The organism is Mesorhizobium sp. M2A.F.Ca.ET.067.02.1.1 (genome assembly GCF_004023285.1).
In the GTDB taxonomy this organism is placed as follows: Bacteria; Pseudomonadota; Alphaproteobacteria; order Rhizobiales; family Rhizobiaceae; genus Mesorhizobium.
Genome location: NZ_RZSB01000068.1, coordinates 1 through 13,939, shown reverse-complemented (window position 1 = coordinate 13,939; position 13,939 = coordinate 1). Strand labels below are relative to the sequence as shown.

Sequence of the window (13,939 nt, the reverse complement as noted above, 5' to 3'; positions counted from 1 at the left end):
AAGTTCATCAGGCCGGCAAGGTTGTCCTGAAGGTCCTCTCGCCCGCCAGGAAATTCAGCGCCGTCCTCGACGGCGAACTGATCAGGCTCGAGCGCGAAACCACGATCGAGATCCACCCCGGCGCGTTGAACGTGCTTGTTCCGTCGAGCGGCGTCAGCGCAAAGGCAGCTTGAAGACGGCGCTGCTTCAAGGTTTTGCGGTCGATTGGCCTGGAGCGGCGCCCTGCTCGGTGCCAGGCGGCTGCGGCACATGCTGCTCGCCGGAAGCCGGCGACTTTATCAATTCCCCGTAAATCTCCACCGCGCCCCACGCAATGAAGGCCAGCAACAGGCCGCCTACGAGAATCCTTAAAGCGTGCCAACCCCAGCGCCCCTGGCGGGCTTTGTCTTCAGGAACGATCTTGGTCATGATTGGCCTCCATGTTGCGTGTCTGGCCAAGCGTTTCGGGCACGGCACGATCGGGTAACGAGACCTTGCCGTGAAGGTTCCGAGCGGGAGATCATTGGACGAATGAGCCTGCGGCAGGCGTTCGAAGCTCGCCAGCAAGCCAGCCGCGATAGTCATGCCCAAGCAGCCCGCCACGCTGGAGACCTCGACAGCCTAATGCAGATCGTCCGGACCTTGCCTGGGCGGCGGGGGCCTGGTGTTCTCCCGATAGATGGCGTAGGCGACGACCGCCAGGGCGGGCGCCGCAATGGCTGCCAGCCCGCCCTTGCTCCTGGCAAGCGCCGGAAGCAGGGCAAGCGCGGCGGTAACACCCACCGCCGTCATGTCGGCCTGTCGCCGTCGCGCGCGGCGTTTGCCGCGCGCGCTGGCGGTCAGCTTGTGGATGACGATGATCAGCCCGGCAATCACCAGGAACCCGATGCCGAACCCCAGGCTGGTCGCCAACGGCCCGTAGCGCGCCGCCAGCCAGATATAGACGGCGCCGATGAGGAAGCCGACGCCGCAGAGGGCGAAGATGGCGGCAAGCCCATAAAGGATGGCGGTTATCCGCGCCCTTTGCAAAGCAGCCATTGCCTCGCCCGAGGCAAGGGCTGAGATCAGCGAGACAAGCGTCCCCATCTGAGGCTAGCGGCGGGAAAGAAGAGCGAAGAGGAAACCGACGCCCGCGGCGATCGCCAGCGACGTCACCGGCTTCTCACGGACTTTGGCGATCAGTTGTGCCTCAATGTCCTCGGCGCTTCCTCGCATGCTCTCGAACGCGGCTTCGCCTTGCGCGCGCAGCTGTTCGACGCCGTCCGCGGCGGCGCGCCGCGCGGCGCCGTAGCCGTGCTGGCCCGTCCTGGCCAGTTGCTCGGTGAGTTTCTGAATATCCGCCTTCAACTGCTCGATATCGGCTTCGAGATCGGCGGTGGGTGCTTGGTCCGTTGCGGATTTGCCTGCGGCGCTTGCCATTCTCTAACTCCTTGCGTTTGCGTTGGTTTCAACGCCCGTTCTGCACCATGGTTCCGGGTCTGGCCTCTCACAGCACCCTAGGGCGTCTTCAGATTCAGGTCAGGCCGAGTCGAAAATGGTGGCTTCCGAGAACCGGAGCGGAGCGTACTTAAAGTACGTGAGCACCGGAAGCGCAGGAAGCTACCATTTGCAGGCCGGCCTCACCTGAATCTGAACACGCCCTAGATCAGCGGCCTGCGGTCCTCCCCCAGCCCTTCCCAGCGGGCCAGCTTCTTCAGCCCATCATAGTCGATCACTTCACAGCCACCATCCCGCCACAGGACCAATTCGCGGTCCATCAGCTTGCGGATCGTCTTGTTGGTGTGAACAAGCGAGAGGCCAAGCGTGTCGGCGACGTGCTGTTGCGTGATCGGGATCTGCACCGGCGTCTTGCCGTTGAGGCCGGCGCCACGAGCCCGACTGGCGATGAAGGCGATAAGATAGGCGGCGCGCTCGAGCGCGGTGCGACGGCCGATGCTGAGCAGGTTCTCGTCCAGCATTCGCTCCTCGCGCGAAGCGATCCAGGTTATGTCGTAGGCAAGGCCGGGGTGATTGCGGTAGAGTTCCTGCAACTGCTCGCGTTCGAAGACGCAAAGCAGCATCGGCGACAGGGCTTCGACGGAATGCTGCATCTCGCCCATCAGGCTGCCCTGCAGGCCGATGAGGTCCCCGGGCATGGAAAAATTGAGGATCTGCCGCCGCCCGTCGGGCAACAGCTTGTAGCGGAAAGCCCAACCCGACAGCACCGTGTAGAGATGGGCGCTGTGGCTGCCTTCGACCAGCACCGTCGCCCCCTTGTCGACGGCAAGCTCACCGCGCTTGAAGGTGTTGATGAATGACAGTTCCTGCTTGTCGAACTCGCGGAATGCAGGCAGAGGCCGCAATGGGCACTTTTCGCAACGATATTGACGGCTGGCGATCGGACGTGCGCTTTGGCTGGACATTTCGACCCCTCTTCGAAATCCCTGCCCTTGCGGGCGCAGAAAAACGCCTGAGACCGGCAGGGGTTCCGCAGGCTTCCACGCCTGTGCTTTTAGCCATGTCTTTTTTAAATGACATGCCAACAAATTCCGCGCATCAGTGCGGTCCTGCCAGGAGAAACCGATAAGTGCCAGCACTGCTTGACGGACTGCGTATCCTCGTCCTGGAAGACGAGTTCCTGATCGCGATGGATGTCGAGCAGCTTTGCCGCGACCATGGCGCGGCGGAGGTGACGATCGCCCGGGAGATCGTCGAGATCGACGGGCAAGCGCTGTCCGCGCGATTCGACGCGGCGGTTGTCGACCTTATGCTCGGCGGCGTCTCGACCTTGGATTTCGCCGCCCGGCTGCGCAGCGAGGGCGTGCCGTTCGTATTCGCCTCCGGCTATTCGGATCCGGAGGAAATCCGGGGTTCGTTCCCCGACATCCGCCTGGTGACCAAGCCTTACTCGGGCGAGGATCTGATCGAAGCCGTGGCCATGGCCTGCGGCCGGGTCCCCTCGGCCTGACGCAGGGTTCGCCGAAGCCGCCCTACAGGCTGCCCGTTCACCTTCGCTACGGCTTGCGCGAACCGGGGATCCTTCCGCAGCTTCCGGATGCGCCAAGCGCCCCGATGACGATCAGCACGGCGCCGGCGGCAACCCAATAAGAAACATCACCGACGCCGAGCAGCGCGAGCAGGGACAACGCGGCCAACGGCGTCGCATAGGCGATTGCCGAGATCAGCGCGGTATGGCCTGTCCTGGTCGCCCGATCCCAAAGCGCGTTGGAAAGCGTCAACGGAACGATCCCTATGGCTGCGATCGCCAGCAGCTGGGATGGGGAAAGGCTGATCGGCGCCTCGAAACCGAAGTGCAAGGCCAGCGCAAGCACCGCCAGAATTCCCATTGACGGCCCGATGACGTCCTCGGCCTCCCGACCATCCGAGCGGACCGCGGCATAGATGGCGAAGGTAAGGCCGCTCAAAAATGCCAGGAACACGCCAAAAAGGTCGAAGCCGAGCGCAAAGCTGGGGCCGATCGCAACCACCGCGCCGACGAAGCCGAGGACAATGCTGCCCAGGCGCGACGGGCCGAGCCGTTCACGCCGCTTCCGGGCCATGATGAGCACCAGCATCACCGGCCACAGATAAGCGACGACATTCGCCTCCGCCGGCCCGATCCTGGGCATGGCGAAGAGATAAAGGACATTGTTGACGAGCAGGCCGACGCTGACCAGAAGGACCGTGCGGAACGGCGTGGCGACGAAGGAGGCGGTGCGCCTACGTATGAACGCCATGAAAAGCGCGGCGACAAAGCCTACGGCCGCAGCCAGCCCAAAGACCAGGAACGGAGGCGCGGGGCTCGCCAGCGTGGCCAGTGTCGGCCATGTCGCCCAGAAAAGCACGGCCCCCACGGCAAGGGCGGCCGCCCTGGCTCGCGGACCGAGCGGCCGCAGCCCGTCCAAGGGCAGTTGGAGGCGGAAGACCGATGCTGCAGATACTGTTTCCATACCGCCGAATAGAATAGAACTGCGGCCTGACCTGACAAGCAAGTCCTCGTGAATACCGAGCTCGGCGAGCCGATCACGCCCGCCGAAATGGCCGGTATCGCACTTAGGGACGCCAGGCGGCGCTCCGCGCCCCGAAAATCAGGCCGCGTTCGAGCCTGTCACTTGCGCCGAGATCGCGTCGGGTCCGAACTCGTCCTCGCCGGAAATCTTGAGGATCTCCTGCAGCCTGGTGCGCGCCCGGCTGACCCGGCTCTTGATCGTGCCGACCGCGCAGCCGCAGATTTCGGCGGCTTCCTCGTAGGAAAAGCCGGAAGCGCCGATCAGGATGATGGCTTCGCGCTGGTCCTCGGGCAGTTGCTCGAGCGCGCCGCGGAAATCCTTGAGGTCGAGCTGACCGTGCTGGGCCGGATGGACGGCAAGCCTGGCGGTCATGATGCCGTCGCTGTCCTGCACTTCGCGGCCGCGCTTGCGCATCTGCGAATAGAATTCGTTGCGCAGGATGGTGAACAGCCAGGCCTTGAGATTGGTGCCCGGCTGGAAACTCTCATGCTTGTCCCACGCCTTGACCAGCGTCTCCTGGACGAGGTCGTCGGCCCGGTCGGCATTCTGCGTCAGCGACACCGCAAAAGCACGCAAGCTCGGGATCGCACCGAGCAGCTCGGTCTTGAAGCTCTGGGATACCGCCGCCATGCCTCAGTCCTTTTTCTGGGCAGGTTCGGTCTGTTCCAGCTGGCTGAGCAACTGAGCGAAACGGTCCGGCACATGATCCGAGACCAGCTCGTCGTAATATTGCTTGAGCTTGCGGGCAATTTCGGAGTTTGCTCCAAGCGGGTTGCCATCCCCGTTCCGATGCCTGCTCTTGGCATCAGCCATCTGTTTTTTTGACATTTCTTTCATGTTAGCCCTAGTTTCCAGCACCGGAACCGCTCTTCGACTTCAAACCACAACGCAAGCGGAACCCTCGTCTGGTTGCCCAACCCGAGACCCCGAAACGCAGGCCTGCTAATTTAGTTCCATGGCCGGCGGAACTTTTTCCGGAAGCCGGCGTTGGTTTTCCAGGGGCTGGCAACAGCATGGCCTTGAACGTGCAACGTCATCTGAGGGAGACGTAAATAATGAGTTTGTCCGCAACCATCGCTCCGCATCTTCCGTTCCTGCGCCGCTTCTCGCGCGCGGTGTCCGGATCGCAGGAAAGCGGTGACGCGCTGGTCGCCGCGATGCTGGAAGCCATCATCGCCGACACCAATATCTTCCCCGAAGCCTCCAGCGACCGTATTGCGATATATAAGGTCTTTGCCAGGCTCTTCACCTCAGTTGCCATCCGCGTGCCGCAGGAGCAGGCCCAGACAGCCTGGGAGCAGCGGGCGGCCGCCAATCTGAACGCGATCGCGCCCTTGCCGAGGCAGGCTTTCCTTCTTGTCGCCGTGGAGGGTTTCAGCGAGGACGAGGCCGCGGAGGTTCTCGACGTCGACGACGACGAGTTCTCGGAGTTGCTTGCGCAGGCAAGCAGCGAGATTTCGCGACAGGTCGCGACCGATGTGCTGATCATCGAGGACGAGCCGCTGATTGCCATGGACATCGAGGAGATGGTCGAAAGCCTCGGCCACCGGGTCGTCGGCACGGCACGTACACATGCCGAGGCAGTGGCCATGTTCGGCAAGACGCGGCCGAAAATGGTACTGGCCGACATACAGCTCGCCGACGGCAGCTCTGGCATCGAGGCCGTCAACGAGATCTTGTCGTCGACACCGGTGCCGGTGATCTTCATCACCGCCTTCCCGGAACGCCTGCTGACCGGCGAACGCCCTGAGCCGGCCTTCCTGGTCACGAAGCCTTTCAATCCCGACATGGTCAAGGCTCTGATCAGCCAGGCCCTGTTCTTCGACCGGCAGGCCAAGGCCGCCGCCTGATCCGCTCCGAATGCTGGACCGTTTTGAGCGTCATGCGGGGCCTTCGCGCCTCGCATGACGCTCATCTTTTTGCGATCTGAAAAGTCCCTTCAAAGGGGATCGTCTTTTTCAGCAAATGGTGGAACAAACGGCACCGACCCACGTTCTTTTCCCGACATAACAAGGAGACGCATCATGCTGTACTGGGCGCTCGTTTTTCTCGTCGTGGCGATCATCGCCGGTGCGCTTGGGTTCGGCGGCATCGCCGGCACGTCGGCTGGCATCGCGCAAATCCTGTTCTTCATCTTCCTCGCCTTCCTGGTGATTTCGCTCATCGCGGGCCTCTTCAGGAGAGCCTGACGCGACACTGGAAGCCGCACCCCTCAAACGGTTTCCAGCCACCGCCGGGCGGCGTCTCGAAAGAGCGCCGTCCGGCGGACCGTTTTGGAGAGCCTGCGGCGTCGGAACCAGTTGCGGATTGAAACCGTTCAAGGACCGAGTGCGGGGATGTTCCGATGCCTCCCGAGGATCCCACCAAGGACAGGACTGAAAGGCGTGACGGCGAGGTGATCGCGATGCATCCCGCCGAAAGCGGGATGCAGGTGGGGCGAGCCTTGCTTCATGCCCTGCACAATGCCGGAATCTCGGTTCTTTATCAGGATCGGCAGATGAAAACGGTCTGGGCGCGCAACATGGGCGCGCCGTGGGCCTCCGAAACCGCCGACGGCAAGGACCAGCTTTCGCCGACGCAGGCCGAACGTATAAGCGCCGTCAAGCTCAAGGTGATCGAATCCGGCAACGCCGACCAGCTCGAGCTCAGCATTCCAGGAAGCCAGGGCGTCCGTTGGTTCCAGCTTTGGGTCGATGCCGACCGCGGCGACGCCGGCGAAGTCCTCGGCGTCGTCACCACCATGGTGGAAACGACGGAGCAGAAACGTCGCGAGCAGACGCTGAAGGCATTGCTGCGCGAAGTCAGTCACCGATCGAAAAACCTCCTGGCCATCATCCAGAGCATCGCCACACAGACAGGACGCTACGCGGAGACGCTCGGTGAGTTCCTGGCGCGGTTTCGCGGCCGGCTGCAATCGCTCGCGTCCTCGCAGGATCTGGTCACATCCTCCAACTGGCGGGGAGCGGCGCTGCAGGAACTCGTATCCGGCCAGGTCGGCCGCTACAGCGCCGATCTGGCCCGGAGCCTGCGGTTCGCGGGCGACAATCCCTATCTTAACCCCAATGCCGCCCTGCATATCGGCTTGGCGATGCACGAATTGGCTGTGAACTCGGTGAGCTACGGCGCGCTGTCGCGAGCTGACGGCCATGTCGAAGTGAGCGCAAGGCTTGAACCCGAAAGCGGAAGCTCGCCCAGCCTTTTGCTGACCTGGACGGAGGCGGTCGGCGACGCGCCGCGCAATGAGAAGCGCTTCGGCAGCGTGGCGCTGGAGCGCGTCGTGCCGATGTCGCTGAACGGCTCCGCGACGCTCGAAATCGGCAAGGACCGTATGGAATACCGCCTCACCGTCCCGCATGGAAATTTCGAGACGGATTGATTGCGCCCTATGGCGCCAGGCTTCGCAGGCGAAGGCGCTTAACCCCCCCTGTTCACCATAAAGTCCGATCCTGAGTCGCCGGCTGGCGATGCGCCGGAAACCCATCCGCGCCTCCCGGCGCGCGATCTGGGAGACTGAAAAGATTGTTGCCGATATGAACAAGCTGGAGCAGGCCGCCCGTGTCTCGATGAGCGGCTTCCAGGAGGCCGAGCCTCAGCCGGCGCCGCGATCATCCCGTCTTTCGCTCCGGCTTGGCGCGGTCGCGCTTCTCGCCGCCGTGGCCCTGACTGCCGTCTGGCAATTGTTCTGATCCCTGCATGCGGCAGCTGGCATGTCGATCAGAGCTGCGCGGCGGCTTTGGGTAAACGTCCATAAGGAACAGGACTTGTTGCGCGTCGTCTGATTCCCTTCGACACTACGCTTTGAACCCGGCCCCGGAACTTTCGCTCGCCGAGAATCGTTGTTTGCGGCGAGAGGTTTGGAGCCATGGAACACATCGCCGCACTGCTCTTCGTCGTCGGTTGCTCGAGCACAATGACCGATTGTCGCGAACTCCAGGTGCCAGTCAGCGTCTTCGAGACCGAGCAGGCCTGTACGGCCGAACGGCCCTTCGCCCTCGGCGACCTGCAGGGCCAGGCCCCGCACATCGTCGGCAAGTGCCTTACCGTCGATCCGGCCCTGGAAGATGATTACGATCAGATCGCCTGGAACGTGCGGCCCGACGGCACGCTGGTCGCGTCTTTGGAGGTTTCCGGCATGCTTGTCGCGTCGAACAGCGCGCGCCCCGAAAAAGACTATCTTAAACAACAGTAAGATCGGGCAGGCAAAGCCCGTTTTTTCATGCTAAATGGCGGCTGGCACTGCCGAAAAGTGAGGACAAAAGTGAGGAGCATTTCAATGCGGAAGATGATTATTGCCATGGTTGCCGTTGTCGCTGTCAGCGGCTGCACCACGACCGAGCAGGATGTCGTGGGCGGTGGCCTGATTGGCGCCGGCGTGGGTGGCCTGGTCGGCGGCGGCAAGGGTGCGCTGATCGGCGCGGCGGTCGGTGCCGGGTCGGGCCTCCTGGTTCGTAACCTGCGCAACGGCTATTGCCAGTACCGCGATCATCGCGGCCGGATCTACACGGCTCGCTGCAACTGATACCGGAAAGGGACCGGAGGCCGCTGGCCGGCCTCGGTTCCGACCCGCTGATTCGTACACCAGCGCGGGGCCATTTTGGCCGCTCACTCCGCCAGCGGTATCCTGATTTCCACCTTCAATCCGTCGTCCCGATAGTCGCGCGCGATCGTGCCGCGCAACTCGCGCGTGACATTGAGGTCTATCAGCTTGGTGCCGAAGCCGGTCTTAGCCGGCGCCTCCAGTTTCTTCTGACCCGCTTCGCGCCAATTCAGGGTAAGCGTCCGCTCGCGGCCGCGCCCTTTCACGTTCCAGTCGACCTTGAGGGCGCCCACCGAGTTGCCGGCCTCGCCATATTTCAGCGCGTTGGTGGCGAGTTCGTGGAAGGTCAGCCCCAGCGCCTGAGTCGTCGTCTCGTCGAGCAACACTTGCGGCCCGGACAGCACACCTTCCGGGAGGTCTTTGCCGAATACCTGCCCCAGCTCGATACGCAGCAGGTCGCCGAGATCGGCCTTCTGCCAGCGCGAGCGGGTGAGCATATCCTGCGATGCGGCCATGGCCTGGAGGCGCGCCGAGAACGATGCCGAGAACTCCTTGACGTCGGTGGCTTGCGAAGCCGTCTGCCGCGCGATCGCCAGCACACGGGTGATCGAATTCTTGATGCGATGCTTCATCTCCTGAAGGATCAGGTCCTTCTCCAGCAGGCTCTTTTCCGTCGCCTCGTGCAGCGCCGATTTGGCGTCATAGGCACGCTCCTGATAGCGCGCCACCAGGGCGATGGCACCTGCAAGCAGCAGGCCGAACAGCCCGAGCATAACCGGAATGGCGCGCGAGGATGGTAGCTCGAAGGCGCTTGTCGGCCTGAACAGCAGCGTCCAGGGCCGACCGGCAACAACGATATCGCGGCGCGCCAGAAGCTTCGCCCCGATGCGTTCCGCCGGCGGCGCTTCCGACCGGAACAAAAGATTGCCGGCCTCGGGCTTGCCGTCATAGACCTCGACATTGACGGGCAGCAGCGGCGCGCGGCTGAGCGCGACCTGGAACAGGTCCTGCGCGCGGAAGGCAGCGTAGAGAAGGCCGGCCGTCGAGGAGCGGCTTGCATTGATCACGTCCGGGGCGGTTTCGACGTTCAGCCGCACGAAAACCAGGAAACCCGTGAACGTCTGCGCCACGCCGGCGCCCTGGCCGAGCTGGACCAGGCCGCTCGCATGCTGCTGGTCGTCGGCCATCGCCTTTTCGATCGCCTCGCGCCGCACCGGCTCGCTGAACATGTCGAATCCGATGATCGACTGGTTGGACGTGTCGAGCGGCTCGAACAGCACGATCGGCGTGCGCCACTGCTGGGTCGTCGCAGGGTAGATCGGGTGGGCCGACCCATGGTCGCGCAGGATATCGCGTTCGACCGCGGCCTCGTCGCCGGCTTTGGCGAGCCTGAGGAAGCCTATGCCGCGCAGGCCCGCGAAGTTGTCATCGATGTTCAGCGCGGTGAAGAAGGCGTTGAATTCGCCGCGCGTGATGTCGCCGTTGCGGGCATCGAACAGCGCCTGCGTCGAACGCAGCAGCGACAGATGCAGGTCGATCCGGCTCTCGATGCGGCTCAGCGCGTCGTCGGCAGTGCCCTCGAACTTGATCCGCGCCGCCTCCTGCGTCGCGAAATAGGCGAACCCGGCCATCGTCAGGCTGATCAGCGCGACGGCGACAAAGGCAACGATCGGAAAGAGCTTCTTCAAATCAACGATGTGGCCCGTGGACGGTCTACGATCCTTATGGGCAAGTCTCCGCGTCAACACAATGGCGCGGTCAAATCATCACCGTGGCTGGTACATCACGCAGCCAGCAATTAGCCGGCTATATGCCTGGGCTTAGGCCGCGATCTTCAGCGCGCCAGGGCCTGGAATGGCGCCGGGCGGACATTTGCCCAAAATGATCATGCCGAGCACTTCGTCCTGGGTGACATCGGTGGTGCGCGCGGTGCCGACCACCTGGCCGTTCTTCATCACGCAGACCCGGTCGGCGAGCTCGAAGACGTCGTGGATGTCGTGGCTGATCAGGAAGATGCCGATGCCGTCGGCCTTGAGCTGCTTGACCAACTCCCCGACCTGCGCCGTCTCCTGCGGCCCGAGCGCCGCCGTCGGCTCGTCCATGATCAGGATGCGGGCATTGAACAGGATCGCGCGCGCGATCGCCACGGACTGCCGCTGTCCGCCCGACAGCTTGACGACCGGCTCCTTGAAGCGCTGGAAGCGCGGATTGAGCCGGCCCATCACCTTGCGCGCCTCGGCTTCCATTGCGACGTCGTCCAGCGTGCCCCAGGCGGTCATCCGCTCGCGCCCGAGGAAGAGATTGGCGGCGGCATCGACATTGTCGGCCAGCGCCAGCGTCTGGTAGATCGTCTCGACGCCGTATTTCTTGGCGTCGCGCGGGTTGGAGATCGAAGCCTCCTCGCCATTGATGAAGATCTGCCCGCTGTCGCGCTTGTAGGCGCCGGACAGGATCTTGATCAGCGTCGACTTGCCGGCGCCGTTGTGGCCGAGCAGCGCCATCACTTCGCCGGGGAAAAGATCGACGGACGCGTCGTCGACTGCGCGGATGCCGCCGAAGGCGATCGAGATGTTGCGCATGTCGACCAGTGAAACGCCGGCGGGAGCGGATTTGTCAGCCATGTTGTTTCTCCTCCCTGATCAGGCCCGCTTGCGATAGAGGGTGTCGAGCCACACCGCCACGACCAGCACGGCGCCCACGACGATGCTTTGCAGCGGCGAATCGACGCCGAGCAGCACCATGCCGGACTGCAGCGACTGCATCAGCAGCGCACCAAGCATGGCGCCGAGCACGGTTCCGGAACCACCGGCGAGCGACGTGCCGCCGATGACGGCCGCGGCGATGACCAGCAACTCGTCCAGCGTTCCGAGCGCATTGGTGGATGAATTCTGCCTGGCCGACGAGATCGCCGCCGCGATTGTCGCCAGCACGCCCATGATCATGAACACCTTCATGGTGATCCAGCGCGTGTTGATGCCGGCGAGATTGGCCGCTTCCGGATTGCCGCCGATGGCGAAGACATAGCGGCCGAAGCGCGTGCGCTTGGTGACGAAGGTCATGATCAGGCCGACGGCGACCGCCATCAGCACCGGAATGGCTATGCCATGCGCGATGAACAGTCCGCCTTCGGGAACGGTGATGTTGTTGGCGGCGGCATAGCGGTTCACGATGCCGACCGGCCACGGATAGGAATTGGCGAGCCACACAGCGCCCAGGATGATCGCGCAGGTGACCGTAGCGAGCAGCGTCTCGGCCCAGACCGGACGCAGCGGGAAGCGGAAGCGCTTGCGCTGCACGCGACCGTTATAATGCATGAAAATGACCGCCAGGCAGGCGACGATGCCGACGACCCAACTCCATTTGGCGCCGATCGAGCCCGCCGGGCCGCCGCCCATCAGCTGGAAGGTGGCGTCAAGCGGCGCGACGGTCTGGCCGCTGGTGACCCACCAGGCAGCGCCACGCCACACCAGCAATCCGCCCAGCGTGACGATGAAGGCCGGCACTTCGAGATAGGCGATGACGAAGCCCTGGAAGGCACCGATGAGGAGGCCGAGCGCCAGGCCGATCAGCAGTGCCAGCACCCAGATCCACGGGTTGCCGAGCTCGAGCCCGACGAAGCGAACCAGGAAATGCACCTGGGCAAAACCCATGACCATGCCGATCACCCCTTCGGCCGATCCGACCGACAGGTCGATGTTGCGCATGACGATGACCAGCACCATGCCAGAGGCCATGATCGCCACGGCCGAAGTCTGCACCGACAGGTTCCAGAGGTTGCGCGGCGTCAGGAAAGTGCGGCTGTCGAAGTCGAGCGGATTGACGCCAAGCCGCAGGCTGGAGATCACATGCAGTCCGCCCCAGATCAGCAGCAGCGCGCCGATCATGCCGAGCATGCGGGTGTCCAGCTCGGTTGCCTTCAGGAACCGGGCGACGGTGCCCAGCTCCGAGGCACGCGCGGTGTCTGCCGGTTGGGTGGACGTCGTGTCGGTCATGAAATTCCTCCTGCCGGCCTGCCGTCTGACGCGGATGCCGGAGCAAGCCTAGAAGCTATCCGCTCGAGGCGGGACGGTAAATCTTCGAGAAAACGCCGCGGCTTTCCGGCCGCGGCGCGAAGTTTTTGGTTTAAGTCGGCGAGCTTAGTTGCAGACCTTGACGCTGCCGGCGGCAACGCCAGCGCAGACTTCGTCCTTCTTGATCCAGCCGGCGTCGATGACGAGGTTGAGATTGTCCTTGGTGATCGCGATCGGGGTCAGGAACAGCGACTTGACGGTGTTGCCGCCAGGCGTTGTGAAGTCCTTGGCGCCGGCGATGTCGCCCATCTTCTTGCCGTCGGCGAGCTGCGAGGCGATCTCGGCGGCGTTCTTGCCGAGCTCGCGCGCATCCTTCCACACCGACACGGTCTGCGTGCCGAGCGCGATGCGGTTCAGCGCCGCGTGGTCGCCGTCCTGGCCCGAGACCGGAACGGTGCCGGCCAGGCCTTGCGCCGTCAGCGCCGCGACGACGCCGCCGGCGGTGCCGTCATTGGCGGCCACGACCGCGTCGACCTTGTTGTCGTTGGCGGTCAGGAACTGCTCCATATTCTTCTGCGCGTTGGCGGGCAGCCAGCCGTCGGTATAGGCCTCGCCGACATTCTTGATCTTGCCGCTGTCGATCGCCTCCTTCAGCACTTCCATGGAACCCGAGAACAGGAAGTCGGCGTTCGGATCGGAACCCGAGCCCTTGATAAAGACGTAGTTGCCTTCGGGCTTGGCCTTGAACACCTCACGGGCCTGCATGCGGCCGACTTCCTTGTTGTCGAAGGTCAGGTAGAAAACGTCCTTGTTCTCGATCAGGCGGTCGTAGCCGACGACCGGGATGCCTTCATCGAGCGCCTTCTGCACCGCCGGGCCGATCGCCGAGGCGTCCTGCGCCAGGATGATCAGCGAATTGGCGCCCTGCGAGATCAGGCTTTCGACGTCGGTCAGCTGCTTGCCCGGATTGGACTGCGCGTCGGCGGAAATATACTTGTCGCCGGCGGCCTCGATGGCGGCCTTCATCGCCGCTTCGTCGGTCTTCCAGCGCTCTTCCTGGAAATTCGACCACGAGACGCCGATCACCTTGTCCTTCGCCTCGGCGACCGAAGGCAGCGTCAGCGACATGGCTACGCCCGCCAGAATGGCGGCTGCGAATTTCTTCATGATATCCTCCCTGCGCCTTGTGCGGCGCGACCCAGACTGGCCCGAAGGCCGGCATAGAGGCTTTTTTTCGAGCCTCAAAAAAATAGTGATCCAGCGAAATGAAGCTGTCAACCGAGATTCTGATGGCATTTGATGGGCCCAGGGATTTTTTTCGGAGTCCGCAATAAATAATGACATCGGCTTTGGCTTCTGCCACTATCCCTAGCGTGTCAGCGACAGGCCATGGCATCATCACAAGGCCGCGATGACCGGGAGGA

General features: G+C 63.4%; 18 protein-coding genes. 7 read left to right on the top strand and 11 right to left on the bottom strand.

Features of this window, described 5'->3' with window-relative positions; all coding sequences use genetic code 11:
• Positions 1-186 precede the first annotated feature (186 nt).
• The 4 genes from EOA28_RS08465 to EOA28_RS08450 form a co-directional block, all read right to left on the bottom strand.
• Positions 187-408 (bottom strand): hypothetical protein, encoded by a 222-nt coding sequence (locus EOA28_RS08465; RefSeq protein WP_127386266.1) that lies wholly within the window; start codon positions 406-408, stop codon positions 187-189.
• A 192-nt stretch (positions 409-600) separates the two neighbouring features.
• A complete protein-coding gene (locus tag EOA28_RS08460; protein WP_126080882.1) occupies positions 601-1,065 on the bottom strand; it encodes a phage holin family protein in 465 nt (154 codons plus the stop codon).
• Positions 1,066-1,071: 6 nt separating this feature from the next.
• Positions 1,072-1,398: a DUF883 family protein gene (locus EOA28_RS08455; RefSeq protein WP_128314806.1), complete on the bottom strand. Its 327-nt coding sequence runs from the start codon at positions 1,396-1,398 to the stop codon at positions 1,072-1,074.
• A 221-nt stretch (positions 1,399-1,619) separates the two neighbouring features.
• Positions 1,620-2,381, bottom strand: coding sequence for a Crp/Fnr family transcriptional regulator (locus EOA28_RS08450; protein ID WP_127252204.1), 762 nt, complete (start codon positions 2,379-2,381; stop codon positions 1,620-1,622).
• A gap of 164 nt (positions 2,382-2,545) precedes the next feature.
• Here EOA28_RS08450 and EOA28_RS08445 point away from each other — a divergent pair, with 164 nt between their 5' ends.
• On the top strand, positions 2,546-2,926 hold the full coding sequence (locus EOA28_RS08445) for a response regulator (protein ID WP_126080880.1): 381 nt from the start codon (positions 2,546-2,548) through the stop codon (positions 2,924-2,926).
• A 46-nt stretch (positions 2,927-2,972) separates the two neighbouring features.
• Here the strand turns inward: EOA28_RS08445 and EOA28_RS08440 are convergent, their stop codons facing one another.
• The 3 genes from EOA28_RS08440 to EOA28_RS08430 form a co-directional block, all read right to left on the bottom strand.
• Positions 2,973-3,908, bottom strand: coding sequence for a DMT family transporter (locus EOA28_RS08440; RefSeq protein ID WP_127252205.1), 936 nt, complete (start codon positions 3,906-3,908; stop codon positions 2,973-2,975).
• 138 nt (positions 3,909-4,046) lie between these two features.
• Positions 4,047-4,598 carry an RNA polymerase sigma factor gene (locus EOA28_RS08435; protein WP_027166584.1) on the bottom strand — a complete coding sequence of 184 codons (552 nt, stop codon included), beginning with the start codon at positions 4,596-4,598 and terminating at the stop codon, positions 4,047-4,049.
• A gap of 3 nt (positions 4,599-4,601) precedes the next feature.
• Positions 4,602-4,805 (bottom strand): NepR family anti-sigma factor, encoded by a 204-nt coding sequence (locus tag EOA28_RS08430; RefSeq protein WP_042641626.1) that lies wholly within the window; start codon positions 4,803-4,805, stop codon positions 4,602-4,604.
• A 218-nt stretch (positions 4,806-5,023) separates the two neighbouring features.
• Between EOA28_RS08430 and EOA28_RS08425 the strand changes: the two genes are divergently transcribed.
• The 6 genes from EOA28_RS08425 (at position 5,024) to EOA28_RS08400 (ending at position 8,487) form a co-directional block, all read left to right on the top strand.
• On the top strand, positions 5,024-5,818 hold the full coding sequence (locus tag EOA28_RS08425; RefSeq protein ID WP_126080878.1) for a response regulator: 795 nt from the start codon (positions 5,024-5,026) through the stop codon (positions 5,816-5,818).
• A gap of 174 nt (positions 5,819-5,992) precedes the next feature.
• A complete protein-coding gene (locus EOA28_RS08420) occupies positions 5,993-6,157 on the top strand; it encodes a DUF1328 domain-containing protein (RefSeq protein ID WP_018429836.1) in 165 nt (54 codons plus the stop codon).
• Positions 6,158-6,312: 155 nt separating this feature from the next.
• On the top strand, positions 6,313-7,344 hold the full coding sequence (locus EOA28_RS08415) for a sensor histidine kinase (protein ID WP_126080877.1): 1,032 nt from the start codon (positions 6,313-6,315) through the stop codon (positions 7,342-7,344).
• An 88-nt stretch (positions 7,345-7,432) separates the two neighbouring features.
• A complete protein-coding gene (locus EOA28_RS08410) occupies positions 7,433-7,654 on the top strand; it encodes a hypothetical protein (protein WP_127252206.1) in 222 nt (73 codons plus the stop codon).
• Between the two features lie 176 nt (positions 7,655-7,830).
• Entirely contained in the window at positions 7,831-8,157 is a 327-nt protein-coding gene (locus tag EOA28_RS08405; RefSeq protein ID WP_127252207.1) for a hypothetical protein, read from the top strand.
• An 84-nt stretch (positions 8,158-8,241) separates the two neighbouring features.
• Entirely contained in the window at positions 8,242-8,487 is a 246-nt protein-coding gene (locus tag EOA28_RS08400; protein ID WP_027166589.1) for a YMGG-like glycine zipper-containing protein, read from the top strand.
• Between the two features lie 83 nt (positions 8,488-8,570).
• Here the strand turns inward: EOA28_RS08400 and EOA28_RS08395 are convergent, their stop codons facing one another.
• From EOA28_RS08395 to xylF, 4 genes are all read right to left on the bottom strand, one after another.
• Positions 8,571-10,193, bottom strand: a complete 1,623-nt coding sequence (locus EOA28_RS08395; protein ID WP_127252208.1) for a CHASE domain-containing protein — start codon at positions 10,191-10,193, stop codon at positions 8,571-8,573.
• Between the two features lie 132 nt (positions 10,194-10,325).
• On the bottom strand, positions 10,326-11,126 hold the full coding sequence (locus tag EOA28_RS08390; protein ID WP_127252209.1) for an ATP-binding cassette domain-containing protein: 801 nt from the start codon (positions 11,124-11,126) through the stop codon (positions 10,326-10,328).
• A gap of 18 nt (positions 11,127-11,144) precedes the next feature.
• Positions 11,145-12,497, bottom strand: coding sequence for a sugar ABC transporter permease (locus tag EOA28_RS08385; RefSeq protein WP_127252210.1), 1,353 nt, complete (start codon positions 12,495-12,497; stop codon positions 11,145-11,147).
• Between the two features lie 144 nt (positions 12,498-12,641).
• Complete coding sequence (gene xylF / locus EOA28_RS08380) at positions 12,642-13,682, bottom strand: D-xylose ABC transporter substrate-binding protein (protein WP_127252211.1); 1,041 nt, start codon at positions 13,680-13,682, stop codon at positions 12,642-12,644.
• Positions 13,683-13,939 lie beyond the last annotated feature (257 nt).